This is a genomic window from Paraglaciecola sp. MB-3u-78 (genome assembly GCF_002835935.1).
In the GTDB taxonomy this organism is placed as follows: Bacteria; Pseudomonadota; Gammaproteobacteria; order Enterobacterales; family Alteromonadaceae; genus Paraglaciecola.
In genome coordinates, this window is sequence record NZ_PJCF01000003.1 from 602,334 (window position 1) to 628,055 (window position 25,722).

At 42.9% G+C, this 25,722-nt stretch carries 19 protein-coding genes and 2 pseudogenes; 9 read left to right on the forward strand and 12 right to left on the reverse strand.

Annotated features, from left to right (window positions below; all coding sequences use genetic code 11):
• The 3 genes from nuoL to CXF95_RS06540 are packed head-to-tail and all read left to right on the forward strand — an operon-like array spanning position 1 to position 4,726.
• Positions 1–1,827, forward strand: a complete 1,827-nt coding sequence (gene nuoL, locus CXF95_RS06530) for an NADH-quinone oxidoreductase subunit L (RefSeq protein ID WP_101197912.1) — start codon at positions 1–3, stop codon at positions 1,825–1,827.
• 2 nt (positions 1,828–1,829) lie between these two features.
• Positions 1,830–3,281 carry a NuoM family protein gene (locus CXF95_RS06535; RefSeq protein WP_101197984.1) on the forward strand — a complete coding sequence of 484 codons (1,452 nt, stop codon included), beginning with the start codon at positions 1,830–1,832 and terminating at the stop codon, positions 3,279–3,281.
• Positions 3,278–4,726 carry an NADH-quinone oxidoreductase subunit N gene (locus tag CXF95_RS06540; RefSeq protein WP_101197913.1) on the forward strand — a complete coding sequence of 483 codons (1,449 nt, stop codon included), beginning with the start codon at positions 3,278–3,280 and terminating at the stop codon, positions 4,724–4,726. The genes CXF95_RS06535 and CXF95_RS06540 overlap by 4 nt, the downstream gene beginning before the upstream one ends.
• A gap of 502 nt (positions 4,727–5,228) precedes the next feature.
• Here the strand turns inward: CXF95_RS06540 and CXF95_RS30445 are convergent.
• A pseudogene (locus CXF95_RS30445) lies at positions 5,229–5,452 on the reverse strand (transposase); the annotation flags it as partial.
• Between the two features lie 366 nt (positions 5,453–5,818).
• Between CXF95_RS30445 and CXF95_RS06550 the strand changes: the two are divergent.
• Entirely contained in the window at positions 5,819–10,330 is a 4,512-nt protein-coding gene (locus tag CXF95_RS06550; protein ID WP_101197914.1) for an immunoglobulin-like domain-containing protein, read from the forward strand.
• Between the two features lie 33 nt (positions 10,331–10,363).
• Here CXF95_RS06550 and CXF95_RS06555 read toward each other — a convergent pair.
• Positions 10,364–10,468, reverse strand: a pseudogene (locus CXF95_RS06555) (IS6 family transposase); the annotation flags it as partial.
• 45 nt (positions 10,469–10,513) lie between these two features.
• On the opposite strand from CXF95_RS06555, the gene CXF95_RS06560 reads away from it, so the two are divergent.
• Complete coding sequence (locus tag CXF95_RS06560) at positions 10,514–12,856, forward strand: immunoglobulin-like domain-containing protein (RefSeq protein WP_101197915.1); 2,343 nt, start codon at positions 10,514–10,516, stop codon at positions 12,854–12,856.
• A gap of 321 nt (positions 12,857–13,177) precedes the next feature.
• On the opposite strand, the gene CXF95_RS06565 is transcribed toward CXF95_RS06560, so the two are convergent.
• From CXF95_RS06565 to CXF95_RS06580, 4 genes are all read right to left on the reverse strand, one after another.
• Positions 13,178–13,327, reverse strand: coding sequence for a tyrosine-type recombinase/integrase (locus tag CXF95_RS06565; protein WP_304528690.1), 150 nt, complete (start codon positions 13,325–13,327; stop codon positions 13,178–13,180).
• A gap of 75 nt (positions 13,328–13,402) precedes the next feature.
• Complete coding sequence (locus CXF95_RS06570) at positions 13,403–14,359, reverse strand: glutathione S-transferase family protein (RefSeq protein ID WP_101197917.1); 957 nt, start codon at positions 14,357–14,359, stop codon at positions 13,403–13,405.
• Positions 14,359–14,967: an FMN-dependent NADH-azoreductase gene (locus CXF95_RS06575; RefSeq protein WP_101197918.1), complete on the reverse strand. Its 609-nt coding sequence runs from the start codon at positions 14,965–14,967 to the stop codon at positions 14,359–14,361. Before CXF95_RS06575 ends, CXF95_RS06570 begins: the two co-directional genes overlap by 1 nt.
• Positions 14,968–14,993: 26 nt before the next feature.
• On the reverse strand, positions 14,994–15,440 hold the full coding sequence (locus CXF95_RS06580; protein WP_101197919.1) for a DoxX family protein: 447 nt from the start codon (positions 15,438–15,440) through the stop codon (positions 14,994–14,996).
• 133 nt (positions 15,441–15,573) lie between these two features.
• Between CXF95_RS06580 and CXF95_RS06585 the strand changes: the two genes are divergently transcribed.
• On the forward strand, positions 15,574–16,467 hold the full coding sequence (locus CXF95_RS06585) for a LysR family transcriptional regulator (RefSeq protein ID WP_101197920.1): 894 nt from the start codon (positions 15,574–15,576) through the stop codon (positions 16,465–16,467).
• 16 nt (positions 16,468–16,483) lie between these two features.
• Here CXF95_RS06585 and CXF95_RS06590 read toward each other — a convergent pair whose 3' ends face one another.
• Positions 16,484–17,398, reverse strand: coding sequence for an MBL fold metallo-hydrolase (locus CXF95_RS06590; protein WP_101197921.1), 915 nt, complete (start codon positions 17,396–17,398; stop codon positions 16,484–16,486).
• Between the two features lie 521 nt (positions 17,399–17,919).
• Between CXF95_RS06590 and CXF95_RS06595 the strand changes: the two genes are divergently transcribed.
• Positions 17,920–18,756 carry a putative RNA methyltransferase gene (locus CXF95_RS06595; RefSeq protein WP_101197922.1) on the forward strand — a complete coding sequence of 279 codons (837 nt, stop codon included), beginning with the start codon at positions 17,920–17,922 and terminating at the stop codon, positions 18,754–18,756.
• Between the two features lie 61 nt (positions 18,757–18,817).
• On the opposite strand, the gene CXF95_RS06600 is transcribed toward CXF95_RS06595, so the two are convergent.
• The 5 genes from CXF95_RS06600 to CXF95_RS06620 form a co-directional block, all read right to left on the reverse strand.
• Positions 18,818–19,630: a DNA-binding domain-containing protein gene (locus CXF95_RS06600; protein ID WP_101197923.1), complete on the reverse strand. Its 813-nt coding sequence runs from the start codon at positions 19,628–19,630 to the stop codon at positions 18,818–18,820.
• Positions 19,623–20,468, reverse strand: a complete 846-nt coding sequence (locus CXF95_RS06605; protein WP_101197985.1) for a DUF692 domain-containing protein — start codon at positions 20,466–20,468, stop codon at positions 19,623–19,625. The genes CXF95_RS06600 and CXF95_RS06605 overlap by 8 nt, the downstream gene beginning before the upstream one ends.
• A gap of 75 nt (positions 20,469–20,543) precedes the next feature.
• Positions 20,544–21,005 (reverse strand): hypothetical protein, encoded by a 462-nt coding sequence (locus tag CXF95_RS06610; protein ID WP_101197924.1) that lies wholly within the window; start codon positions 21,003–21,005, stop codon positions 20,544–20,546.
• Between the two features lie 676 nt (positions 21,006–21,681).
• On the reverse strand, positions 21,682–23,229 hold the full coding sequence (locus tag CXF95_RS06615; protein ID WP_101197925.1) for a DUF3413 domain-containing protein: 1,548 nt from the start codon (positions 23,227–23,229) through the stop codon (positions 21,682–21,684).
• Between the two features lie 18 nt (positions 23,230–23,247).
• Complete coding sequence (locus CXF95_RS06620; protein ID WP_101197926.1) at positions 23,248–23,466, reverse strand: DUF1414 domain-containing protein; 219 nt, start codon at positions 23,464–23,466, stop codon at positions 23,248–23,250.
• A 175-nt stretch (positions 23,467–23,641) separates the two neighbouring features.
• On the opposite strand from CXF95_RS06620, the gene CXF95_RS06625 reads away from it, so the two are divergent.
• Both CXF95_RS06625 and CXF95_RS06630 read left to right on the forward strand, forming a co-directional pair.
• On the forward strand, positions 23,642–24,748 hold the full coding sequence (locus tag CXF95_RS06625) for a nucleoid-associated protein (RefSeq protein WP_101197927.1): 1,107 nt from the start codon (positions 23,642–23,644) through the stop codon (positions 24,746–24,748).
• A 77-nt stretch (positions 24,749–24,825) separates the two neighbouring features.
• Entirely contained in the window at positions 24,826–25,701 is an 876-nt protein-coding gene (locus CXF95_RS06630; RefSeq protein ID WP_101197928.1) for a 6-carboxytetrahydropterin synthase, read from the forward strand.
• The last annotated feature ends 21 nt before the right edge of the window (positions 25,702–25,722 follow it).

The following is a 25,722-nucleotide window of genomic DNA, read 5'->3' on the forward strand; positions in this document are numbered from 1 at the left end:
ATGCAAGATTGGCTGTTTGTTGTCCCGCTACTACCGCTTACTTCGGCAATAACATTGTTGTTATTTGCCGGTCGATTGTCACCTATTATGGTGGCCATGCTGGGCGTCGGTTCAATGGGCTTGGCTGCCCTGTTAACGTTGGCCATTGGCCTAGAATTTTTTGCCAATGATGCCGTAGCCTATCAACAAGTGTTGTTTAACTGGCTACCTATTGCTGGGGCAAGTCTGAATGCAGGTTTACATTTAGATCAACTGTCCATAGTGATGATGGGCGTGATCACCGGTGTAGGCTGGATGATCCACTGGTACGCCGCCGCTTATATGTACACCGACAAAGACGTGCAGCGTTTTTTTGTGTACATGAATTTATTTGTTTTTGCGATGTTAATGCTGGTGTTAGGCGACAGCCTAATTCTCCTGTATTTGGGCTGGGAAGGCGTGGGTTTATGCAGTTTCTTACTGATTGGCTTTTGGCAACATGAGCCCAATAACGTAGCCGCAGCAAAAAAAGCATTTATTGTAACCCGGGTAGGTGACACCGCAATGATGCTCGGGTTGTTGATCTTATTTAGCGAGTTTGGCTCCCTACATATCAATACCATTGTGACTTCGAGTTTGGTTGTTGACCCAAGCAACTTGTGGTTAGCCTGTATTTTACTGGTGGGTGGCGCCGTGGGTAAGTCGGCCCAGTTGCCATTGCAAACTTGGTTACCAGACGCGATGGCGGGCCCCACACCTGTGAGTGCGTTGATCCATGCTGCCACTATGGTTACCGCTGGGGTGTATTTAATTGCCAGAATGCATCCATTGTTTTTGCAGGTTGAAGGCATACTAAACATAGTTGCTTGGATAGGCGCCTTAACCCTAGTATTAGCGGGTTTGGCAGCGCTAGCGCAATCCGATATCAAACGTATTCTGGCCTACTCCACCATGAGCCAAATTGGTTATATGTTTCTTGGTTTGGGTGCTTTAGCCTTCGACGGTGCGATTTTCCATTTAATGACCCATGCTTTTTTTAAGGCGCTACTGTTTTTAACTGCCGGCAGCATTATCTTAAAAATGCACCATCAACAAGACATCTTTAAGATGGGCGGTTTGTTTCGTAGTTTGCCGATGACCTCGACCTTTTTACTGATTGGTTTATTAGCCCTAGTCGCCTTTCCCGGTAGTTCAGGGTTTTTCAGTAAAGAAGCTATTTTGGTGGCAACCTATGAGGCCCATACTGCCGGTCCTCTTCTTTGGTGGATGGGTGTTTTAGGCGCCTTCTTGACCAGTTTATACAGTTTTCGTTTATTGTTTATTGTCTGTTTTGGCCCAGCGAATCACCATCTTGAAGAAGGTGATTATGCCCCGTCTAGCCAACTTGTCGTAGCGTTATTGCCCTTAGTCACGTTAGCGGCGTTAGGTGGCTTTATTAGTTTAGATTTCAGCCAGGTATTTGGTCCCGCTACCCATCCACATTTGCCCCTATGGATTGAATGGATGCCTGTAGCGGTAGCGGTTGTCGGCTTTGCGCTGGCATGGGTGTTTTACTTTCCTCGAAGCAATTTACACTCGCAGCCTAGTCATGGTGCGTTGCAGAATTTTTGCCGAGACGGACTGGGTTTTGATTGGCTATATGACTGGGTGTTTACAAAACCACTACAGCTGTTTGCGCGGGTCAATAAAAGCGATGTCGTCGACCACTTTTATCATTTTGTTGGCTGGTTTAATTTCAGTTTAAATGAGGTGTTGGTGATTAGCCAAAACGGCAAAGTACGCTGGTACTTATATGGCACCCTTGCCGGCTGCGCCTTAATGTTGGGAGGACTGGTATGGTGGTCGTAAATATGGAGCTTTTAAGTTTACTGATTTTCTTACCTCTTCTATGTGGTGCAGTAGCCTGGTTTGCCGAGAAAAAATTGAGGGGTTCAGGTAATTGGATCACCTTGTTCAGTTTAACTGGATTACTGCTATTAAGTTTTTACTTAGGTAGCTTAGGCGATAGCAGTTTAAGTTGGTCTTGGTTTGCGCGCTTTAATATTCATTTTGCCCTGTTGTTCGACGGTTTAGCCTTATTAATGGTGGTATTGACCCTCGCTCTAGCCATATTAGCGGTAGCGGTTTCCTGGCGCGAAATCGAACAACACAGAGGTTTCTTTCACTTCAATTTACTGTTCAGCGTAGCGGGTATTATTGGTGTATTCCTGGCTGCTGATCTATTCCTGTTTTTTGTGTTTTGGGAAGTGATGTTAATACCCATGACCGCACTTATATTAATCTGGGGTCATGAAAAGCGCCGCTACGCTGCAATTAAATTTTTCATCTTCACCCAAGCCAGTAGTTTATTGATGTTAGTGGCGATCATCGCACTGGCCTTGGAACATCAGACACAAACCGGCTTTTTGAGTTTCAGTTTGGCCGAGTTACAAATTTTGGGATTTGCGCCTAAAACGGAATACTGGTTAATGCTCGGTTTCTTTATCGCGTTTGCGGTGAAATTGCCTATGGTGCCCTTACATAGCTGGCTACCTGACGCCCATACCCAAGCTCCCACTGCCGGCAGTGTTTTGTTGGCGGGTATCTTATTAAAAACCGGCGCTTATGGGCTAATTAGAATCGTGCTACCACTATTCCCAAACGCCACTATGGAATTTGCCCCTATTGCAGTGACTTTAGGTGTGTTGAGTATTATTTATGGCGCGTTAATGGCTTATAGCCAAACTGACTTCAAACGTTTGGTGGCTTATTCTAGTATCAGTCATATGGGTTTTGTGTTGTTAGCGCTCTTTAGTTGGCAGGAAGTGGCGCTGCAAGGTGCAATATTAACCATAGTCGCCCACGGTATCAGCAGTGCTGCCTTGTTTAGCATGGCAGGTATGATTCAACATAGGATCCATAGCCGCGAAATCGGTAGCATGGGTGGCATGTGGGCCAGCGCGCCCAAAATGGCCACCATCACCTTGATCTTTGTTATGGCTGGCATAGGTATGCCGGGTATGGCTAATTTTAATGGCGAGTTGTTTACCTTACTAGGAAGTTATCAAGTATTTCCCACCCACACTATTATTGCCGCATTGGGCATTATTGGCTCGGCCGTGTATGGCTTGCATCTTTTCCAGCGAGCGTTTCAGGGGCCGACAAACATCGACATAAGCGATTTACGGATGCGCGAACTGGTGTATACCAGCTTATTGGTTGTGGCCTTATTCTATTTTGGTTTACAACCTCACATCATACTTGACCTCAGTGCCGACACCCTGAGCAGTTTGTTAAGCATCGCGAAGGAGGCAAAACCATGAGTTTGCAAGAATTATGGTTATTACTGCCGGTATTAATTATCAGTGCTGGGATTTTGTTAGTGATGCTGCAAGCGTCTTGGAAACGTCATAGTGTTATTGCTCAAGGCTTAACGGTGCTGACCCTAGTCTTGGCGTTAGCCGCGTTAATCTGGCAATACCCGAACGATATTAAAACCATCACACTATTGTTTGAGTATGAACCCATAGGTGGATTTTTCAGCTTACTGATTTTGATGGCGTGTATTTCTGTGGCCCTATTACAAGGTCCTTACATGGGTAGCTCTTATCAGGGGAACAGTAGCAAAGAAGTAGCCGAAGAGTTTTATATTCTACTGCTGCTGTCTTGTTTGGGTGGTATGTTGTTAGTGATGTCGCGACATGTGGGCAGTGTTATCCTCAGCATTGAATTAATGAGTTTGGCCATGTTAGCCATGCTTGCCTATAACCGTGAGCGTAAAGTCGCCTTAGAAGGCGCGATGAAATACCTGCTGCTATCGGGTGCAGCGACCAGTGTGTTATTGATGGGTTTTGCGCTACTTTATGCTACCAGCGGACAATTGTTGTTAGTGGATATGCTGCAATCTCCCATGGGTTTGTTAGCCAAAAGTGGCTTTGTACTGTTACTCGCCGGATTGGCTTTTAAACTATCATTGGTGCCCTTACATTTTTGGACCCCAGATGTTTATCAAGGTGCGCCAGTCAACTCCACTTTATTATTAACCACCTTATCCAAAGCGGCAGTGTTCGCTTTATTTATCAAACTGATATTACTGGTACCTGAGGATTTTGAAGCCGACATGGTACGCATGCTCAGTTGGATGGCTATAGCCAGTATGTTGCTTGGTAACTGGTTGGCATTGCAACAACAAAGTCTAAAACGTTTAATGGCGTACTCGGCCATCGCCCATATGGGCTACGTGTTAGTGGCGGGTATTATTGCCATGGGAATCGACCACAGTTTGGTATTAGAAGGGGTCAGTTATTACTTGTTGGCTTATTTGGTCGCCTCTATTTTGATTTTTGCGGTATTAAGCTTGTTATCTAAACTAGATGACCAACAAGACCTAGATCAGCTACCACAATTACAGGGTTTATTCTGGCAACATCCTTGGCTTGCGAGCATCATGACCTTAGGCTTTTTGTCTTTGGCAGGTATGCCCATCACTATAGGTTTTATAGGCAAATTTTACCTGCTGACCTTGGCGGTTAAATTATCCGCCTGGTGGTTAGTCGCCGCCATGTTGGTTGGCAGTGCAGTAGGTTTATATTATTACTTACGGGTTATTTTCACCTTGTTTGCCCCCTCAAAAAACGAAATACACCAAGCTTCTGGCGCCTATTTTACCAAGATCTGGATCGGCATCATTGCAGCGGGCTTATTGCTGCTAGGAATATTACCTGGATTATTGGGCGATCAATTACGCAGTATATTAGTGGTAGGCTAAGGGGATTTTTAAAACTAAGGTCTTGTTTGTGCTGTCAAATTTTGGTGATCACAGAGGGGGCGCCAAAAGGATAGACCTTCAAGGTTTCTCCATCTATCTACTAGAGTCGTTATTTTTATTGTTGAGTACCCTAAGATACGACCTAATCTTATAGAAAAAAAGCCACCTTTGTAACTATAGCTATAGTCAGCTCAGTAAAATCAAAGAGGGATAATACTAGCCGCCCAAAGTTGTCATAGACCCATGGATCAGGGAATAGTGGTTCGTGCCAAAACCCGCCGTTGATGATTGGATAAATCAGCGTCTCTGATAATCCTCAGCTCAATCCTTTTGTCTTATATTTCGGTATTTGGAATGGTTTTGATAGCCAATACACATCCAGCGCAGAAACAGCAGTAACTCAGCACTTCTTTCACTAAAACACACCGGTTTGTGTGATTTAATCCTGTATTTAGGGGTGTGTTTTTGTTGTATTTAAGGATGGCTGTCTTTTTTATTTTGGCATAAGCGCAAATACGGTAGCCGCGCTATCAATAGAAAACACCGAAGATAAAAATAATAAACGCTCTTCTACCCAACCTCGGCGATGTTCGTAACTCTGCCCTGTAAACTTATCCTTGACGCGGTCACCGCACCACACAAAAAAGAACGCCGAACACAGCGGGAAACACAATGACAAAAAGGCGTATCGATTAAACTTGTTTGATTCTTACGTGGCTGAGGCATAACAGACCATCCGTGGTTGTTTGAGTACCCTAAAGTTTAGAACATAACGCCTATTTTGCTATTTTTGAAAAGTGGGTGATGTCTATGTAATTTCGGTGTCTATGTAATTTCGCGGTGTGGCAAGGGGGGTGGTAATATTTGTGCAACATCCACTTTATCTCTTATAAAGACCGTTTTATCTTTTTTGAATATATAAACATTCGTTCATACTATATGTTCTGAAGGTTTGATGAAATTGACTTATCTACAGATGAAATAAATTAATATTACCGCTTATAGTCGCACCTAGCAGCACCTTTTAGATTATCCATATAAATTCAACTAATCCCGTCTGGTTACAAACATAAAACACGGTGAGAAATATAAATGATTTTAGGAAACAAAAAAAATTATCTTAAAAAAACAATGTTAATGGCGAGCTTAGCTTTAGTATTGACAGCTTGTGATGGAGATGATGGTAGTAAATTAACAGAACAAAAAGATGACACAATAGCGCCATCAATCACTTTAATGGGTGATAATAATTTAACCTTACCTCTCGGGGAGGCCTATCAAGAACCTGGTTCAACAGTTACCGATAATATCGATACAGGTTTAATTGCCAGTGAATCCGGAAACGTTGATAGTTCAGTGCCTGGTACATATATTATCACTTATACCACATCTGACCTTGCTGGTAATACAGCCACCATCACAAGAACCGTTATTGTTGAAGAAGCCCCAGCGCCAGAGCCGCCTGTTGAGCCACCAACAGGCGATAACTTAGTGAGTGATGGTGATTTCGAGGCCGGTTTTGGGTCTTGGACCACTGTTGGAGATGTTACGCTTGAGGCTGGAGCCGTTAAACTATTAGCAGCTTCTGATGGTCAATCAAGTATTAAACTAGCAGGCATTGGCGCAGGCACCCTGACTGCAGGCCAAGTAGTGACCGTTTCTTTTGATGTGAAAGGCTCTCTTACAGGTGGCGGTGTCGTTAACGGTATTATTCAGACTGTCTCTTCTGCAAACGCGGTAGTGGCTACCTATGAAATTCCTATGCCTACCCTTACCGCCGAATGGGTCACACATAGCTTTGAGATTCCTATCGGAGATGTTGCGCCTGGGACTGGACTCTTTAAACTGTTAGCTTTTCAGGGTGGTCAATCAAATATTAAAGACTCTGATTCTGACTTGGGAGTTGATCTTTCTTTCGCCGTGGTATGCGGTGACGTAGAGGATTGTGAAGTTGAAGCTTACTTCGACAATGTTGGCCTTACATCAGAAGAAATAATTAGCCCGCCAAGCGCTGATGGTTATATTTTCCATTCAGTCAATGACGCCTCATATGAGATAGCTTATTGGGGAGAGAATTGGGACACAGGCACCGTATATACTGAGCTACCTGATGACATAAATTACCCTGGAGCATTGGAAATTTCAAAAAGTGATGGTTGGGGAACTGTTATAGCATGGGGAAATGAAGATGAAAATTCGATTGATATTTCTGCATTTACCCATGCCAAATTTAAAGTTAAAACTGACACGTTTACTTCTGTCGAAGTCTTTGTTCAAAGTGCAACAATGTCCGAATCTAAGATCAGTTATGATCTTTCATCAGGACTTGATTTAGGTAATGGCTGGCTTGAAATTGAGGTTGCCTTACCTGGCTTTACCGACATGACTTGGTTTGCTCTAAACTTTATCGGAGATGCTGGCACCACGATTTTATTAGCCGATGTATATTTCACAACATCAGAGCCAGAGCCACCTGTTGAGCCACCTGTTGAGCCACCAACAAGCGATAACTTAGTCAGTGATGGTGATTTCGAGGCCGGTTTTGCGTCTTGGGCCACTGTGGGAGATGTGACCATTGAGGATGGTGCCGTTAAACTGTTAGCAGCTTCTTCTGGTCAATCAAGTATTAAGCTAACAGGCATAGGCGCAGGCACCCTGACTGCAGGCCAAGTAGTGACCGTTTCTTTTGATGTGAAAGGCTCTGCTAATGTAGGCGGTGTCGTTAACGGTATTATTCACACGGTCTCTTCTGCAAACGCGGTCGTGGATACGGATGAAATTCCTATGCCTACCCTTACCGCCGAATGGGTCAGACATAGCGTTGAAATTACTATCGGCTCTGACGCTGGCATGGGCGTGGATCTTTCTCTCGGCGCGGTATGCGGTGCAGTAGAGGATTGTGCTGTTGAAGCTTACTTCGACAATATTGTCCTTACTTCAGGCACTAACCCAGGTACTGACCCAGAGCCACCTGTTGAGCCACCCACTGGCGAAAACTTAGTCAGTGATGGCGATTTCGAGGACGGTTTTGCGTCTTGGGCCACTGCTGGAGATGTGACTCTTGAGGCTGGAGCCGTTAAGCTATTAGCCGCTTCTGCTGGTCAATCAAGTATTAAACAAACAGGCATAGGCGCCGGGATACTAACGGCAGGCCAGGTAGTGACTGTTTCTTTTGATGTGAAAGGCTCTGCTAATGTAGGCGGTGTCGTTAACGGTATTATTCACACGGTCTCTTCTGCAAACGCGGTCGTGGATACGGATGAAATTCCTATGCCTACCCTTACCGCCGAATGGGTCAGACATAGCGTTGAAATTACTATCGGCTCTGATGCTGGCATGGGCGTTGATCTTTCTCTCGGCGCGGTATGCGGTGCAGTAGAGGATTGTGCAGTTGAAGCTTACTTCGACAATATTGTCCTTACTTCAGGCACTAATCCAGATACGGACCCAGGCACTGATCCAGGTACGGACCCGGGCACAGACCCAAATACTTCACTTGTAGATATTCTCAAAAATGGTGAGTTCTCGGGCACTGATTTTGCGCCTTGGAGCACTTTTGGAGCTGTTACGCTTGAGGAGGGAGCCGTTAAAATGTTGGCAGCTTCTTCTGGTCAATCAAGTATTAAACAAACAGGCATAGGCGCAGGCAGGCTAACGGCAGGCCAAGTAGTAACTGTTTCTTTTGATCTGAAAGGCTCTCTTACAGATGGCGGTGTCGTTAACGGTATTGTTCACACTGTCTCTTCTGCAAACGCGGTAGTTGATACGGATGAAATTCTTATTCCTGCACCTACCGCTGAATGGGAAACGCATAGCGTTGATATTACTCTCGGCTCTGACGCTGGCATGGGTGTTGATCTTTCTCTTGGCGCGGTATGCGGTGCAGTAGAGGGTTGTGAAGTGACTGCCTACTTCGACAATATCCGTCTTAGCGCATGGGTGGAAACAATTGATGATATCCAAGCACCACTAATCACTTTAGTGGGTGACGACGTTGTCTACGTTTTAACTGGTGATACCTACACAGATGCAGGCGTGACCATCACAGATAATGTAGATTCGAATTTAGTTGCTACCGTAGCTGGCGATGAAATTCTTACTGCAGTAGAAGGCGACTACATCACAACTTATGATGTAACGGATGCCGCTGGCAATGACGCTGTTCAAGTAACAAGAACCGTTACGGTAAGCTCAACAGATATGGTTGCACCGGTTATTACATTAGTTGGCTTGCCTTCAGTAACGCTTAGCTTAAATGATGCATACTTTGAACAAGGTGCAACAGCAGCAGATAACGTTGATGGTACTATCACCGCGGATATCATTATTGATGAGTCAGATATTGATACGTCGGCAGTGGGTATTTACACGGTTACATACATGGTGATGGATGCGGCAGGGAACGAGTCGGTACAAGTAACCCGCCAAGTTAATGTGATAAACCCAAGCCAAAATATTCTCACCAACGGTGATTTTGCAACGGCATTAGGTGGAGAGTGGATTGTTCAAGAAGGGGCTGCCGATATAGAGATTGTCAACGATGAACTTTCGGTAACTAATCTAACTCCAGGTGGTGCACATTGGCAGCCTAGACTCGTTCAGGCCGGCGTGGATCTGATGCCTGGTGTTACCTATGCAATCCATTTTGATGCAGTGGTCGCAGAGCAGAGAAGTATCGTAGTGCAACTGGGTGAACAGTTTACTAGTGCCCCTTGGTTTGCTGAATTCATGGATGACAAAACCGTAGCGTTAACAACCAGTATGGATTCATACAAAGTGATTTTCACTGCCAACGCTAATGCGGTAAATCCGGGGTCCCTTATCTTTGCCTTAGGCGCAGGTGTGGCCACGGACGTAACTTTTGACAATATCTCAATCAGGGAAATAACAGCAGCAGAGATAGGGCCTGAGATTACCTTAGTTGGTGACTCAGCCGTGTCGCTTACTGTCGGTGGTGACTACACGGATGCTGGCGCAACGGCCCTTGATAATCTAGAAGGTGATGTAACGGCAAATATCATTACTACTGGTGATGCTGATGTTGATGTCGACACCGTAGGCGTTTACACCATTACTTACAATGTGATGGGCAATGATGGCAACGCAGCAAACCAAGTCACTAGAACGGTAAACGTAAAAGAAGAAATCTCTGGACCTGTAGGTACTATTCCTACTGACACTGAGATTGTTAATGGTGACTTTGCAACGGGAAATCTTGAAGGCTGGTCAGTTAATACTGTTCCTGGTGGAACTGCCACAGCCGAACAAATGGCTGGTAATTGGTCGGCAAAATTGACTGCGGCAGATACGCAAGCGGCAATTATCAGCCAATCAAGTATCGGCGCAGGCACGTTCACCACAGGGCAACAAGTGACTATTGCGTATGCTATGAGAGGCACATCAAGCGAAGGTGGTGTGGCGCATGTGGTGCTAAGTGGGGTCCATCTCACCACTACGTCCCCCACTGAACAATGGCAATACTACAGCCAAGATGTCACTGTCGGTGACGCAGGGCTGTCACTGTCACTGATGGCCGAATGTGGCGCTGTGGCCGAATGTGAAGTTACCGCTTATTTTGACAATGTCAGTATAATGGCAAACTAAACGTTTGGTTTTTTGCGGAAAGCGGGGGCTTGCTGCCAGCAGTTCTTCGATGACACGGAAGCTAAGTGTAAATCTGTGATAAAGCCACACAGCGTGGCTGATTATTTGGGCTGGATAGCGATATCCGGCGTAATTCATGATGTTATTGAAAAAACCATATCAAATAAATAAGGAACTTAAATTGTGAAAAAAACAGCGTTAGTGATTTTGACATCACTCAGCCTTACTTTAATGGCTTGTGGTAGTAGTAGTGACGATGTTATTGAGCCAGCAGATACATCAGCCCCTGTTATCACCTTAGCAGGTGAGACTAATATTATTTTGACTGTGGGTGATACATATATAGAAGCAGGCGCAACGGTAACTGACGATGTTGACGCTGATTTAACAGCCGTGATTGACAGTACGGTTGATACCTCCGTTGCGGGCAATTATACCGTAACCTATAGCGTTGCTGATGCGGCGGGTAATGCGGCAACGGCAACCAGAACCGTTAAGGTAGCTGACGCTGTTGATACACAAGCGCCGGTGATTTCTTTAATTGGTGCTGCGAACATAAATTTGACCGTGGGTGATACTTATTCAGAAGCAGGCGCTACGGTAACTGACAATGTTGACGCTAATTTAACGGCTGGTATTGAAGGTACTGTTGACACCTCTGTTGCGGACACGTACACCCTAACCTATAGCGTTTCTGATGCAGCGGGTAATGCGGTAACGGCAACCAGAACCGTTGTGGTAACTGCCGCCGTTGTCATAACGGGTGATGCTTATATATTCGAGTCATCTAATCCGGATACTTTTGGCTTTCAATATTGGGGTGATGTTTGGGATTCAGAGACCCAGTATACCGACAACCCAGCGGAATTTACGGTTCAACCAGCGGACACTACCTATGCAAAAATACTTGAATTTACAAAAAGCAGTGGCTGGGGAACCCTTATCGCCTGGGGTAATGATGAAACTGCAAACCTGGTGGATATCTCAGCCTACACCCATGCAAAATTTAAAGTCAAAACAGATACCTTTACACAAGTAGAAGTTAGAGTACAAAGCCCCACTGCAGTTGACTCAACGGTCGCTTACAATTTATCAAGAGGAACGGACCTGGGAAATGGCTGGGTGGAAATGGAAGTCTTATTACCTGGATATACTCAAATGTCCTGGTTTGTATTAAATTTCATCGGTGACAGCGGCACGGTCGTATTACTGGCGGACGTATATTTTACTACTCAAACCGAGGATTCGGTAACTGGACCGCTGCAAGCGGCGCCGGTTCCACCCCAATACGCCGATGACGAAGTGATTGTTCTTTACAGCGATTCATTAACTGAAGATAGCTTTATCGGTGTGTGGAATGCAAATTGGTGGAATGCTCCGGTGTATTCAGAGGGTGATATTACCGGCAATAAGTTTGCTAAATATGTGATAACCGATGGGGGCATTGCAGGGGGTGTGGTTGGTTTGGAATTTGGATTTGAAAACGGACCCTTAGATGCCTCGACAACCACAACCTTGAATTTTGACCTGTTTATTGAGAGCGGTATTACCAAAGCGTTGATACAGCTTGTTTCAGAAGATGGCAGCGTTACTTATGCCATTGACAACCCGCAAACAGATACATGGGTAAGCTATGAACCTTTATTCTCAGAATTGACTGATAATGATGGTGCTGGTTCACAGGTGCTTAATTCAGGATCTTTAACCGCTGTTGGGATCCAACTCTATGGCGCAGCGGATAAAGCAGTCTACCTTGATAACCTCTATTTTTCTGGTCAAGCATCGTTCTTTGATTTATCGGTAACGGTGACCGATGACACCAATACCCCCATCGCTAATACAACGGTTTCAGTGGGCGATGTATCGGCTATGACGGATGCAAATGGGGTGGCAACATTAAACCTTCAGGAGGGTGAACATAAGGTTTATGCTGACGCACCCGAGTATGGCGTTGCACTCGTTAACAAAACCGTATTAGGTGGTGATGCCACGGTAGATATAAGTGTCGTGCCTTTAAACGCTGGACCTAGTGTTGCAGCACCTATCCCTATTATATCTGATGATGACGCGCTAGCGATTTACAGTGATACCTTAATATTAGACAAATTTATCTCATTTTGGTCTGATCCTTGGTACAATCCGCCAGGCTTTTCTGAAAGTGATTTTTCTGGTAATAAAGTGGCTAAATTGCAGATTACTCCGGATGGGGTAGCGGGTGGGATTACCGGGATCCAGTATGGTATTTCAAATGGTCCGCTGGACGCTTCTACTGCAACAGGAATACGATTTGATATGTATGCCACAAGCGGTATCACTGAGCTTCAAATACAAGTTGTCTCTAACGGCGGTCCGGGGATATACAACTTCGAACCTGCAGCAACAGGGCAATGGATTGTTGTTGACATACCGTTTAGCGAAATGAGTAATTCGGATAAAATCTCGAAAGCGACCTTAACTCAGTTAGGTGTCGGCTTATGGGGTACAACCAGTGATGCAGTTTACTTAGATAATATTTACTTTTATTAATACGTAGTCTGTTTTTAGTTATTCAAAAAGGGGAATTTTTAATTCCCCTTTTTCATGTGTTAAGCATGTAGCTAATTCAGCTATTGCTGCGCACATCGTCTGCAACCACCAATGCTTCACCACTTTTACCAATAAATCTCCCCATCTATTTAGCACCAGATCCATGCTAACGAATTAAAATAACATCTTGTTTTGCCCGCTGATATGATAAACATCTTGTTAATTCTGCTGCTTAATTTAGCAATAACTGGCATTGCTGATGGTTTCCCAAGTCATAGTGCGTTATCCAGATAAATATGAATTTGACTATGTCAGAGTATTTCAAGAATAAAGAGAACGAAGGCGCAGTAAGGTCTGTATGTACAGAATATCTACTTTGGTTTCTAGCAAGTGAGTCGCGAAACTGTGCCTTAAAGTGTACATGGGCACCCGTTTTTCAATCTCAGCATCTTTGGCCACCATTTCGCTCACCCGCAATCCCTCGGCGTATGCCACTAAACTTTGGCATTGTTACCAAGACGATAACAACGCCAAAAAGAACCAACCTTAAATTGATTGACGATTATGTACTTTGGTAAAATCTTGCGCTGGGCCTACAGGTACAATCCCCGTGGGGTTGATTGTCAAGTGACTCCCATAGTAGTGGGTTTTGATATGCTCAAAATTCACGGATTCGGCAATGCCTTGAATTTGATACAACTGACGCAAGAAGTTGCTCATGGCCGGATAGTCGGCAATTTGCTGACGATTAGTTTTAAAATGACCGAAGTACACCGCGTCAAAACGTATTAAAGTAGTAAACAGACGCCAGTCAGCTTCGGTAAGTTGCTCACCTGCCAGATAAGGTTGTTTAGATAAAATATCTTCAACCCAATCCAGTGACTCAAATAACGCCTTGAACGCTTTTTCATAGGCTGGTTGGGTGGTGGCAAAACCACAGAGATACACTCCATTGTTAATGGTGTCATACACTCGGGTATTCACAGAGTCTATTTTGCTGCGCAAATTCTCAGGATAATAATCTGTTTGGTCACCGGTTAAATGATTAAACGCGGTGTTAAACATGCGAATAATTTCTGATGATTCGTTGCTGACAATCGTTTGGGTTTGTTTATCCCAAAGAATGGGCACTGTGACTCTGCCTTCATAACTTGGGTCTGCTTTTAAATAGAGTTGGTAGGCATAATCAAATCCATACAGTGGATCACTGAGCTCCCAACCATTTTCTAGCATGATGGGTTCAACAGCTGTGACATCAATGTAATCTTGTAAACCTTTCAACGCCCTGAAAATCAGGGTTCTATGTGCCCAAGGACAAGCCAAGGAAACATATAAGTGATATCGGCCTTTTTCAGCTTTAAAGCCTTGTTCGCCATTAGGGCCGGCTGCACCGTTGGCTGTTAGCCAACTTCTAAAACGACTGTCTTGACGACGAAATTCGCCGTCGTTATTTTTGGTGTCGTACCACTTATCGACCCATTTACCTTGCTGTAGTAAGCCCATTACGCGACAACTAAATTTTCAGTGGTTTGTGCGGTTGATAATAGATTATCAACTTGTTGTTTACCCGACTCAATGATTTGTTCAGGTGACCCCTTCGAACCACTAGCATCGATATGCAACACCTCTTTGACACCTAAAAAACCACAGATGTGTGCCAAGTAACCACTGGCAAAGTCCATACTGCTACCAACAGGTGTACCGCCAGTAGCAGTAATAATGAATGCGCGTTTAATATTCAATAGTCCTACTGGACCTTGAGCGGTATATTTAAAACTGACGCCCGCGCGGCATATGGCGTCTATCCACTGCTTTAACGATGCGGGTATACCAAAATTGTACATTGCCGCACCGATAACTAATGTGTCGGCATCTTTTAGTTCCTGAATCAATTGATCGGATAACGCCAAATGTGTGTGCAAACTGTCCCGTTGATCATCAGATGAACCATGTACACCCATGAGATCTTGCGCGCTAATTTGGGGGAGGGGGTGAACGGCCAGATCACGATGCACCACTGTTGTGTTTAATGTATTCACAAGGTATTGCCCAATAAGGCGTGTATTAGAGCCGGTTAAACGGGCGCTGCTGTCTATATGTAAAATGCTCATGGTATTCTCCTATCAAGTTATGATGGTTATTTAGTTAATTTATTTTGTAATAGATTGTCTATGCTTAGGCTGCCAGCACCTCTAAGCGCTAAGCCCATACTTATTACTAATAGTGCCAACCCAAACTCGTAACCGTTGTTGGACATAAATAGGCCATTTTGAAAATGCACTGTGACAATCGCCACCAGCATAGTGATAGCTAAAACAACCGCGGCTGGTCGCACCAATAACCCTGCTATTAATAACAAACCACCAAAAAATTCAGCACCGCCAGCTAATGCAGCCATTAACGTGCCGGGTGCAAGACCAATAGATTCCATCCAACCTGCTGTGCCTTCTAGCCCATAGCCACCAAACCAACCAAACAGTTTTTGCGCGCCGTGTGCAGTAAATATAACGCCTGCACCGACACGAAGGGGTAAGGTATCTAGACCAAGTTTTGTTGCGATTAATGCATTGATTAATGTTTTCATTTTGCTGCTCCAATAAAGTATTGCGATGTGTTTAGGTAACTGATGACGCTATTGTACTGAACTGAATATTTGGAATAAGGGGGGATATGTGTTTAATATGTTCTAATTTTTAGAACAATAGGAAGCTGACGCTGTGGCCAGAAATCCAATTAGTATAGAGGTGCTTGAAACTCTAGATGCTATCGATAGACGTGGAAGTTTTGCAAAAGCCGCGGAGGAGCTGAACAAAGCAACCTCGGCTATATCTTATGCAGTGCAAAAACTTGAAGAGCAACTCGATATCGCTTTATTTCAGCGCTTGGGTCGTCGCTCAGTCTTAACACCCGCTGGGCGTTTAATCTTGGCCGAAGGCAGAGATATTTTACAGACTACTCGCAGGTTGGCAGATAAAGCCAAAGAGATTGCCACCGGCTGGGAGCCTAGGATCAGTATCGGGCTTGAGTCGTTGTACTCATTTCCAGATTTTTTTAATGTGCTCAATGAATTTTTACTGGCATTTCCAACGATTGAAATTGATATATCTGAATGTGTGTTAAACGGCGGATGGGAGGCATTAGAGCAAGGTAGAGTTGACTTGTTAGTAGGCTCACCTGGCCCGGTGCCTTCTCAAAAAGGTTACAGGTCGGTTGCTATTGGTCGGGTTGAGTTAGTACCTGTTATTGCGGCTAAACATGTATTAGCTGCTCATGTTTTAGCTAAGAAGCAAAACATAGACAGTGTCATGGGGCAACTAAGACGTATCGTTATTCACGATACGTCATTTAATGGCATCGTACGCAGTGAAGGCTTAAGCAGTGATGGCCAAATGTTCTATGTGCAAAACATGGATCAAAAAATACAAGCAATTTTAGCAGGCATAGGCATTGGTAATTTGCCAAAACATCGGATCCAAGGTTATCTTGATAAAGGCGTACTTTTACCTTTAGGCATTAAACAACAAGATAACGCTGAGTCTTTTTTAGCATGGAAAATCAGTAACAAAGGCAAAGGATTAAGAGCCCTCACCGAAACGTTAATCGTTAAGTAAGGAAGTCAATAAAAGCCTACAAATTAACAATCAGACCATCGGTAGCAAGGATTATTGGCCCTCGATACTTTTGGCGAATAATGCCCTGTGTTACTTTTTGAATGGGTAAGGTACGTTTCATAAAATGTGATAACACCAGCTGTTTTACCTGAGCTCGTTTAGCTATTTGAGCTATTGTTGATGGCGTCATATGTAAATTAAGTGCTGCGCCAATCGCGTTATCAGGCACCGCATTGCTTGCTACCAATATATCGGCCTTATTTGCAAATGTGCTAAACACATCAAACTGATTACTCATATCGCCAGAAAACACAATGCTACAACCGGCCACTTCAACTCGCCAAGCAACAGCTGCTACGGGACCGTGGTGCACGAAGGTCGCCTTGGCCTTAATATTTTCACCAAGTGTATATTCATAGGTCTGTCCTTTTATCAACGGAACATCTGTTGCAACAATCTTGTAGTCAGCATTATCTCGTTTATTGACATAGTCATTTAGGTACGCAAATGCACCTTTATCGCCCAGTAATCTTTGCAAATAATCACTAGTGGATGGCATCAAATAGTTTGCTGCAGGACCATATAAACCTATATCAGCACTTCTCGAAGTAAAATAACTACCTTTAATATACCCCGGTAAATCAGCACTGTGGTCAACATGTAAATGGGTAAGCAAAATACCTTGTAGGTCTGCAAACTTTGCCCCGCTTTTATCAAATTCAACACTCGAACCTGTGCCAGCATCGATAAGTACTCGCGCTTTATTCTTATACCAAATCAAATAACCGCTAGAACTACGCCCATCATCAATTTCAGGGCCACCAGAGCCCAATACTTGTAACTTAACTTGATCAACTTTGCACTGGTTGGCATAACTATTGGTGCTAATTAAAATTAAAATTAAAATTAATACGGCGATGGATTTAAACATGACACTTATCCTTTTAGTTAACGCTAGCTTTGCACATTAGGGTTAATACTGCCAATGTCTAATTTACAATATCATCAGCAGTACATATTAAAAAACGAGCGCATTTATCAGTTCCTAATAGATGTGTAGTCGAGTTTAAATTCAAAATAATCCCTACAAAACCATGAGATGAAAGCCTATTTATCCAGAGTTTAGGTTATTGAACCTGAACTTGGGCTAAGACGTGCCGCGTCCCTAAAAGCAATTTTAGTAAAAAATATGTTAGATGGTGCTAATGGGTTTGCACTGACATTGAGCGCATCCAGTGCTGCTATTATTGCGTTTATGGAGGCGAGCTTGTGAGGGAGTAGCCCGCTATTGTGAGCAAGTTCAACGTAAGATAGGCGCAATAATAGTGGTACTGGACGGTATGGCTTATCTCGAGCTTAGGTTATTTAATAACAAAGAATTAAACACACTCAGGTTAGTGTTACAATTTCGTTTCTAAAATAGTGCTGTCTAACAAGGTTTATTTATAGTTTATGTCTTCGTGGAAATGCCCCTCTTGCTCAAATGTGCTGTCACTAAATAATCAAATCTGGACATGTTCAAATGGCCATAGTTATGATGTGGCGAAAGAGGGTTACGTTAATCTATTACTGGCCCAACATAAAAATAGTAAACAGCCAGGCGACAACAAACAGATGGTGAATGGGCGCAGGGCATTTTTAGAACAAGGGTTTTATCAGCCTCTAGCAAATTCAATTTCCAATATTTTTAATCAACATCTTGCAACACTTAACGGCCAAGCTGAAGTTGGTTTTTTCGATGCTGGTTGTGGTGAAGGTTATTACATGGCTCAAGTGAGGCAGTCTTGCAACCAAGGAGATAGTCAAATTGAGTTTAGTGGTTTGGATATTTCTAAATTCGCGGTGCAAAAAGCGGCTAAAAAGTATCCTAATAATCATTTCGCTGTAGCCAGCACTTTTCAATTGCCATTGGAAAGCAGCAGTCAGGACGCAGTCTTACAAATTTTTGCGCCCAGCAGTGAGATTGAAATTCATCGTGTCTTAAAACCCAGTGGCATTTGGATAACTGTTAACCCTGCGGCCAATCACTTATATGAATTCAAACAAGCTTTGTATGATAAACCTACTGAACACAAAGCAGGTCAAGTTACCCCTGAAGGATTTGAATTGGCGCAGCAGTTAAATCTAAGTTTTGTTATTCAGCTCCCCGAACCTCAGCAGAGGGAAAACCTGTTGATGATGACGCCTTATTATTGGTCGGCAACCGCAGAAAAAAAGCAAAAATTAGTGGAAAACTTACAACAGTTCACAACCGATTTTGATATCAAAGTGTTGACTAAGTTAGCTTGATTTTGAGTGAAACACAGCAACACGGATGAATGTTAAGGGCTGTTTTTAACCTGAACTTGGGTTAACCATCCCAGTTGGCATCCACAATCCAACCACGCTGCAACCATTCAACAATAAAGCCATATAAAGTCGCGGCTATTTGTTCTTCACAAACATGTTCTAAAAGAGATTCACATACTTCTGCGAAGTTTTTACCTTGTTGCATAACCCTTAGCACTTCTCTTTCCGTAGCTAACATTGATTTATATTCAGTTAACTTACTTAATCCACGCCATACGGCCCACATTTTGGATTGTGCTGTAGCTGTTGGAGCTGGCGGGGGTTCAGCATTTTTTAAGCATTGCCAACTTTCAACAGCATTCCATTGGCATTCATAAAAGGTAAGACTCGGGTGAAAACTAAAGGTTAGTAATGGCCATTTATCAGCTGGGATCTGCTGCAATAGTGACAGGCTTAAGGTGTCGGCGTCGGCCGAATCAAAAGCATTAAGCAAAGTGCGCTCAAAACTAGCCATCTCTGCCAAGATTGGGTGGTCTGAGAACGGTGCAGTGTTTTCTAAATATTCGGGCAATCGGTCGCCAAAAAAACGTAACGAAGGATGTTGTGACGGTGCCGCGTCAATATAACCTTCAACCATTTGTGCATACAAATCATCGCCAAGATAGATGCCTAACATTTCATGGTCGGAATCAATCACCCCTCTCAATCTCAGTCGATAGCCTGTTCGGTATATATCGACGCGTTGCACATTGGTTAACAAACCTTGCTGGATCACCCGTAGTTCAATATGGCGGTCATTGGTTTGTAGTAAAGACATAAATTCTTGCTGCAATTCAGCAAGACTTGGGGCGAGCTGTTGTTTGTTGTTAGACATGAGTTGTTTCTAGGGTTTTCTGCCAGGCTTTTGCGCCAATCGTTCTGGCTTGGTCTAATTCTACTAATAATTCGTTTAATTCAGGAATATTATCGTCCCGTTCAATCATGGTGCTTTTCGGTCCAGAAGTGGCGATGTATTCAGCGTATAATTGCCATACAGGATTGGGCACAGGATGGTCATGGGTATCAATAATGTGCGTTCCAAAATCACTGTGACCCGCTAAATGTATTTGTTGCACCCATTCAGGTTTGATGTGTTTAAGGTAATCTAAGGGATCAAAATTATGATTCCGAGCACTGACATATATATTGTTGATATCAAACAAAAATTTGCAATCGCATTGCTGAGCCAGTTGCGCTAAAAACTCCCATTCTTGCATTTCATCATGTTGATAAGTCAAGTAACTGGATACATTTTCAAAAATCATCTTACGGCCGAGGAAATCCTGAACTTGATGGATACGTGTAGTTAAATGATCTAGGGATTCTTGGGTATAAGGCATGGGTAACAAGTCATGGCTGTTAATGCCGCCCACAGTGGTAAAACATAAATGGTCTGACATCCATTCAGGTTGGACTTGTTCTGCTAGTAATTTAAGCTCCGCCAGATACTTAAAATTAAGCGGGTCAGTACTGCCGATAGACATTGATACACCGTGCATAACAATGGGGTAATTGGCACGAATTTGCTCTAAGTAGTAACGAGGCTTACCGCCGGCGACCATATAGTTTTCAGAGATTATTTCAAACCAATCTACTTTGGGTTTGTCATTAATAACGCTGGCAAAATGTTGTGTTCTAAGACCTAGGCCAAAACCAAGAAATTTATCTGACATATAAGATTGCAACTGATTAGATTTAAACAATAAGGTGTGAGCCAAGCAACTTGTGTTGATTGGCTCACAAACACTCTAGCCGACATTTCCGCCAACATCAGCACAAGATTTCGCAGCCATGGATACAAAACCTTGGCCTTTACATGAGGCGTGTCCAGCGCACGAGTTTGTGGCTGTTTTACAGTCGTTATGGCCACCACAAATATTCACATCGTTACAATGCACTAAATCAGCTTTGGCGACTGTGCCTACCCAGCTGTCTTTAACACTGCCACCAATGTCGCCACAAGCTTTGGCTGGCATAGCAACAAAACCTTCGCCTTTACATGAAGCTTTGCCTGCACAGGCATTAGCCGCAGTTTTACAATCGTTGTGACCACCGCAAATATTAGCATCATAACAGTGCACTAAATCAGTTGTTGCGCCACCTAGGACGGGTGCTGCTACAACATCTGATGAATTTGAATTAGCGGTCGCTCCGCAGCCAGCGAATCCTGCCACCATCATGGCCATTGCTACACCAGTGAGTTTTTTCATTTTTTAATGTCCTGTAAATAAACGTGTTTAATCAAAAGGAAATACCAATTACTAATTATGGTTGGTATAACGTTACTGAGTTTTCAATTTGCCAACCTAACTGCATCCTAGAGTTTATGTTAGCGATTAAAAAACTGCATTTGCACTATTCACATGTGAGCACATATCCAAAGACCATAGGACACTAAATTAACTTTCAAATGTGTCAAAACAACGACTAAATATTGTATGGTATTTTATGTCTATCTAGAAAAGAATTACATTATCCAACCTGAAATTTACACAGTAAAAGACAATACGTTTGTTATTTTATTTTACGCTTTAGACGTTGCAGTAAGGCGTTAGCTGTATCGATTTGATTTGTTGAGGAATAGGTATGTGCCAGCATAATAGCGAACAAAGTCAGGGTGGTAGTGAGTTGGGGCGACTCTAAGCGTTTATCAAAAATGATTTCAGCGGTTTCAAACGCAGTGCCTAAAAAAAGTATCGCTTTGCTGTTATTGCCGATGGTCTAACATATTGTAAAACACTGGCAATAGGCGTTTTATATAGCGATAACCTTGTTTACGACAAGTACTACAAAGGCAGTGATCGCACATTGTGTTAATTAAGCTCTTGACCTCAAGAGCCTGCTGCAGAAAGTTATAGTCACAAAAAACTAGTCACAAAAAACTAGTTACAAAGGCCTTATTGAACGTTTCGCCGAAAAGCGACTTAGATGTTTAATTCCTTGGCTAAGAATATTAGGGTCAACTTGGCTGAAGGCTTCGTCGCCTGTGTTTAGGTCAAACACACGGACATTGCCATTTTTCATGATTTCGATTCGTTGATTGTTGGTCAATAACAACACTTTGCTGCCTTGTGTGCTGACAATGTAATTGAGGTTGCCTTTCTGGGTGAGGGTATTTCCAGTGCTGTATGCTTTAGCTTGTGCTGCACAGCCCAATAAATTTAATGCGGTTGGTGCAATATCTTCTAGACTAGACATGGATTTATTGATGGTAAAGTTGGTCAATAGTGAATTTTTTAAAGCGTTTTGGTCAACCAGAGTTGTGACTATAACTTGATATTGAGCTAATACATTTTCTGTTAAAAGCTCATTTAATTGTCCTGTCTGTACAAAACCAATAGATAAATTGCTCGAGGCATCGAATACGCCTTGTTTAAATTGCGGCCAATCTTGTTGATAAGTTGCAAGCCGTTGATGTTGTGTATTCTCAAGATACAAAGAGACGCTTAATCCCATTGATTTTGGTAATTGCAGTAATAATGGCGAGTAACTTTTTAAAGCAGAGTGGTACAACTCAGGCAACCCGTACAAAACAGTTGTGATGCCATTGTTTATAGAGGATTCCAGCAGGTAGTGATGCTCAAAATTTGACAAGCCTGCTATGGAAGTCGGCAGCTCTCCACCCACTAGTGATAACAACAAGACTTTTTTGCTGCTATCCACTGAGCAGTAAACTGGCTCTGCTGGATAAATAATACCTTTGATGGTTTGATTGAATTGTAACGCTTTGCGTTGTTGGTAGTCTTCTATATCAAGCAAACTGTACCTAGCCATCAGCGTTTTAGCCGTTGCTGGGTATGATAGGGGGAACATATTGTCTTGCTGCACAATTGGCTGATACAGGTTGGCATCGGCCCAAACATGTAAGGAATGGCTGACAACAAAACAGGTTACAAAAAAACCACTTATAGGTAATCCTAATTTGCGTTTTTGTAACCGGTCGATACGCTGCCATAACGCATTCGCAACAATTAATTGAAATGACAACCAAACAACAAATAATAACAGCAGAAAGCCCCACTGTTGCCAGCCAAACTGAGCAAAGGCGGTTTGTGTTTCGCTGCGGATTAGTTCTGCTGAATTAAGACTAAGGTGCACGCCATACTTGTTATACAGTAATGCATCAAAAGCTAACAAGGCCAAACCCAAAGCCGCTAACACTGAACTCAACACTTTTACAGCTTTTGCATTGGGAACTAAGTAGCACAGGGGTAAAATGAGTATGACAAACCCAAAAAACGTTAAAAACCCTATATGACTCAACCAGTTGGTGAATAAGTAAAAGGTGCCGATTACCGAGCCTGGAGCCGGAGAATTAAGAATGTAAATGGCAGCAATAGTGACTGCGATAATAATATTAAGCAGTGCAAACCAGTGGCCCCAGTTAACTAATTGGGTGACTAATTTTCTGCGGGGTGTTTCTGCTAGGATCATTAACCGGTCGACCTTTTTTTATTTTCCATTGATACTTTTTAGTAGCACTTGTGTAAACTGTTCGGCCATTTGTTGGCGCTGGTTCTTTGGAACTTGCTGGTGGAAAATACTAGTAATGACATTTCCTAACACCATAAGTGAGAGGTTTCGGTTAGCTTTATTCTTCTCTAAAGCAATAATGATGTCATGCATGATGGCTTCAAATTGGCTATCAGAGTATTTGGATTGTTGTGGCATGTTGCTTAGCTCAAAAATAATAGCAATGTATATTGAAGCGATAGTAACAATGGTCTAGATAAAATGCGAATAAACCATCAAGGGCATATTGATTTTTCGTATGTCGACGAAATACGAAAGACCAATATGCCCTAGTAACCGACCAAATTTAATTGATTTTTGTTAAGGAAAAAATGTGAGTGCGTTGATCCATCACTTTGTTGTACACCAATTAGCCGTTAACCAGCAACAAGAACTTACGCTAGTGCCAAGAGCAAGTTGTTTTGATGTAAGCCCTGAGATAGAAAACTTGGCGCAACAAATCAATCATGCTTTTAATACTAAACCCGGTAAAGGGGTGGGCGCGTTTGTGGCTGAACAAGCAGAAATAGTCAGTGTAAGTCAAGAGCCTTTAGCTAATGAAGAGCCGTCAGCTAAACAAGAGCCGTCAGACGCTGATGAGCCTCAAACTTTGACGCCACACGCCACTTCATTCAAAACGTTGTTAGAAGATATGCAGTCTGAAAAAAGCGACTTTGTTGAATTTAGTATTCAAGCCAGCCAGTTGTTGAAAAAGTCTTTAATTGATACAGGCACTCTTGAAACCGGTTTTGTGGTGTTTAGCCATTACCAGTTTTTAGCCACTGATTATTTGATGATAGCGATTATCAACACTAAGCAACATGTGGAAATAGATCGCGATTTAGAGCTGACCAGCAGCGATCATTTAGATTTAGCTAAAATGCAATTGGCAGTTAGGATTGATTTGACCCAATTAGCCGTGACTGCAGAACAGATGCGATATATCAGTTTTATTAAAGGACGCATGGGACGTAAAGTGTCTGACTTCTTTATGCACTTTATTGGTTGTGAAGAATTGGTAGATGTTAAGCAACAAAATAAGCAGTTATTAACCACCGTGGATGCATTTTTATCAGCTGAGCAATTAGATCCACAAGAAAAACACCAAGCACGAGAAACGGTTTCGAACTATTACAAAGAAAAGCTCGAGCTGGGCGAGGATATCCAAATTCAAGAACTGGCTGCCAAACTACCCAGTGATCATGTTAGCTTTGAGGAATTTAATCAAAGCGCAGAATTGCCGGTCGAAGAGCAATTTCAAGCTGACCGAGGCGTGTTAAAAACATTAGCTAAGTTTAGTGGCCAAGGCGGTGGTGTATCACTCAGTTTTGAGCGTAAATTATTAGGTGACAGAGTAAGTTATGATGCTGGCTCTGATACTTTGATGATCAGAGGTATTCCACCTAACTTAAAAGATCAACTTTTGAAATCACAAAGCTGACATCTGACTCGTTATCTTTATAATGTCACTAATAAAACGCAAAACACTTTACACAAAACAGGATAGACACACTTTTTATGCAATTATTTGTTAATGATTTGACCGTAATGGATTTTTCTTACCTTTGCCCTGAGCGCGGCATGGTCGGAGAAAGCTGGATAGTAGACGTGATCCTAAGCGGTGATTTGAATGAAGAAAGCATGGTGTTGGACTTTGGTAAAGTTAAGAAACAGCTGAAACAACTTATAGATGAATACATTGACCACAAACTGTTAGTTCCAGTGGAACACGAATACAGCCATGTTGAACATGATGAAAAATCAGACAGAGTAAAAGTTGATTTTATTCGGCCCGATAATAAATCTATTCATTTAAATTGCCCTGCTGAAGCTTACGCGTTTGTATATTCACAACATGTCACTATGCCTTCGGTGAGTAATTATCTTAAAGATGTGATTGCGACGCACTTACCAGAGAACGTGGCAGGTCTTGAACTCAATTTACGGGCAGAAGTCATCAATACACCTTTTTATCATTACACCCATGGTCTTAAAAAACATGATGGTAATTGCCAACGTATCGCCCATGGTCACCGTTCTAAGGTGGTTGTCTTTGAAAACCAGCAAGAAAGCATCAAGTGGCAAGAATATTGGGCTAAACGATGGTGTGATATCTATATTGGGTCTACTGAAGATATAGTTGAGGCCAGTGAAACGGTTTTCTGCTTGCCTAATGCTAATTCCGAAAAACATAATGTATTTGCCTATGAATCTTCACAAGGCAGGTTTGAACTGGCTATCCCCAAAGCGGAATCAGAAATGATTGATACTGATACCACAGTAGAATGTTTAGCGCAGTTTATGGCAGACGAACATAAACGTTTGAATAGTAATAGCGACTTCAGGGTTTTGGCTTATGAAGGAGTAGGTAAAGGAGCAATAGCTTTTGCTTAGGTCCGTTTTAGTACGTTTTGT